The sequence below is a fragment of the uncultured Planktosalinus sp. genome (assembly GCF_963973675.1).
Classification (GTDB): Bacteria; Bacteroidota; Bacteroidia; order Flavobacteriales; family Flavobacteriaceae; genus Planktosalinus.
On sequence record NZ_CAXBAN010000470.1, the window covers coordinates 1 to 1,650 of the forward strand.

Below are 1,650 nucleotides of genomic sequence, written 5' to 3' on the forward strand. Positions count from 1 at the left end.
TAGAGCACCTGACTCATAATCAGGGGGTCCATGGTTCGAGCCCATGTGGGACCACTTTTTAATATTTTAAATCCTAATTTCTTTTTTTAAAATTGACAAATAACCTGGAATATTATATTTTCAGCTTATTTTATTTATATTTATCCTTCCTCACACTATTACAAAAGTAAGCAAATGTAAAAATTGATTTAAGCTAATTTCATTTTTGCTTAACGCTCAATTAAACAATTTTAGCTTAATTTTGTCGTTTTTCTTGATAATCATACTTTAAAATAATAATTTAGCAGAACCCTATTCAACTATGCGACCCCAAATCGTTAAAAACATATTACTAATAATTGTTGTTCACCTTTTTGTGTGCTTTACTTCAATTGCTCAACAAAAACCACCCCCACCACCGCAACCCGAGAGAACACCACCACCATTTCTGCCCTTAGACGATCACATTATTATTTTAATATTTTTAGGAGTTGTTTTGGGAGTATATTTGCTGATAAAATCAAAGAAAAGTTTATTCCAAATAAAGTCTTCTTAAGTATTTTCCCACAACATCAAACTCAAGGTTTACCTTGGAGTTTGGTTTTATTGTGTTAAAATTTGTGTTGTTATAGGTATAAGGTATTATCGCCACACTAAAACTGTTTTTTGAAGAGTTTACAACTGTTAAGCTTACACCATTAACTGTTATAGAACCTTTTTCAATCGTTATGTTTCCGGGTTCTGAATTATATTCAAAAGTAAAATACCAACTTCCATTGGCCTCATTAATGTCTTTGCAAACTCCGGTTTGGTCAACATGTCCTTGCACTATGTGGCCGTCCAGCCTATCGCCTAATTTCAAAGACCTCTCTAAATTCAACAAGTCATTAACCTTGATTTCACCAATTGCCGATTTTTCCAAAGTTTCTTTAATAGCTACAACCTTATAAACATCATTGCTAATTCCTACAACAGTTAAACAAACTCCATTATGAGAAACACTTTGATCAATTTTTAATTCATTAGTGATTGCGCTTTTAACTTCAATTTCAAGATTGTCTCCTTTCTTGATAATAGAGACAACCCTGCCCATATCTTCAACGATTCCTGTAAACATATTCAGTTTATTTGGTTAAATTTGTACTTGATAAGTAAGTTGCAAAAATACTGCAAAAGCAAAAGCTTACCTAAAAAACTTATTTTAAAATCAGCATGGACAAACACGACAAAATAATAGTTGGAATTTCAATAGGAGATTTAAATGGTATAGGCCCTGAAATCGTTTTGAAAACATTTGAAGACCCAAGAATGCTCGACTTTTGTACCCCTGTGGTTTTTGCCTCTGTAAAAACCATGTCATTTGTTAAAAAGGCACTGAATATAAACGTAAGCTTTCAAGGAATAGACCATTTAAATAAAATAGTTTCCGGAAAGATTAATATTTTCAATGTATGGAAAGAACCTGTTGAAATATCATTTGGTGAAGAAAGCACAAAAATGGGTGAGTATGCTATTAAATCATTACAAGAAGCAGTTAAGGCACTAAAAACTGATAAGGTCGATGTTTTGGTGACAGCCCCCATAAATAAGCACACAGTACAATCAGAAAGCTTCAATTTTCCCGGTCACACAGATTTTTTAGCAAAGGAGTTGGGCGGAGAAAGCTTAATG

General features: G+C 32.8%; 2 protein-coding genes. One reads left to right on the top strand and one right to left on the bottom strand.

What is annotated here, in order from left to right; translation table 11 throughout:
* Positions 1-511 precede the first annotated feature (511 nt).
* Positions 512-1,096, bottom strand: coding sequence for a riboflavin synthase (locus tag AACY61_RS13435; protein WP_339612090.1), 585 nt, complete (start codon positions 1,094-1,096; stop codon positions 512-514).
* Between the two features lie 95 nt (positions 1,097-1,191).
* On the opposite strand from AACY61_RS13435, the gene AACY61_RS13440 reads away from it, so the two are divergent.
* Positions 1,192-1,650: 4-hydroxythreonine-4-phosphate dehydrogenase PdxA (locus AACY61_RS13440; RefSeq protein ID WP_339612091.1), on the top strand; the 459-nt coding region annotated here is incomplete at its 3' end.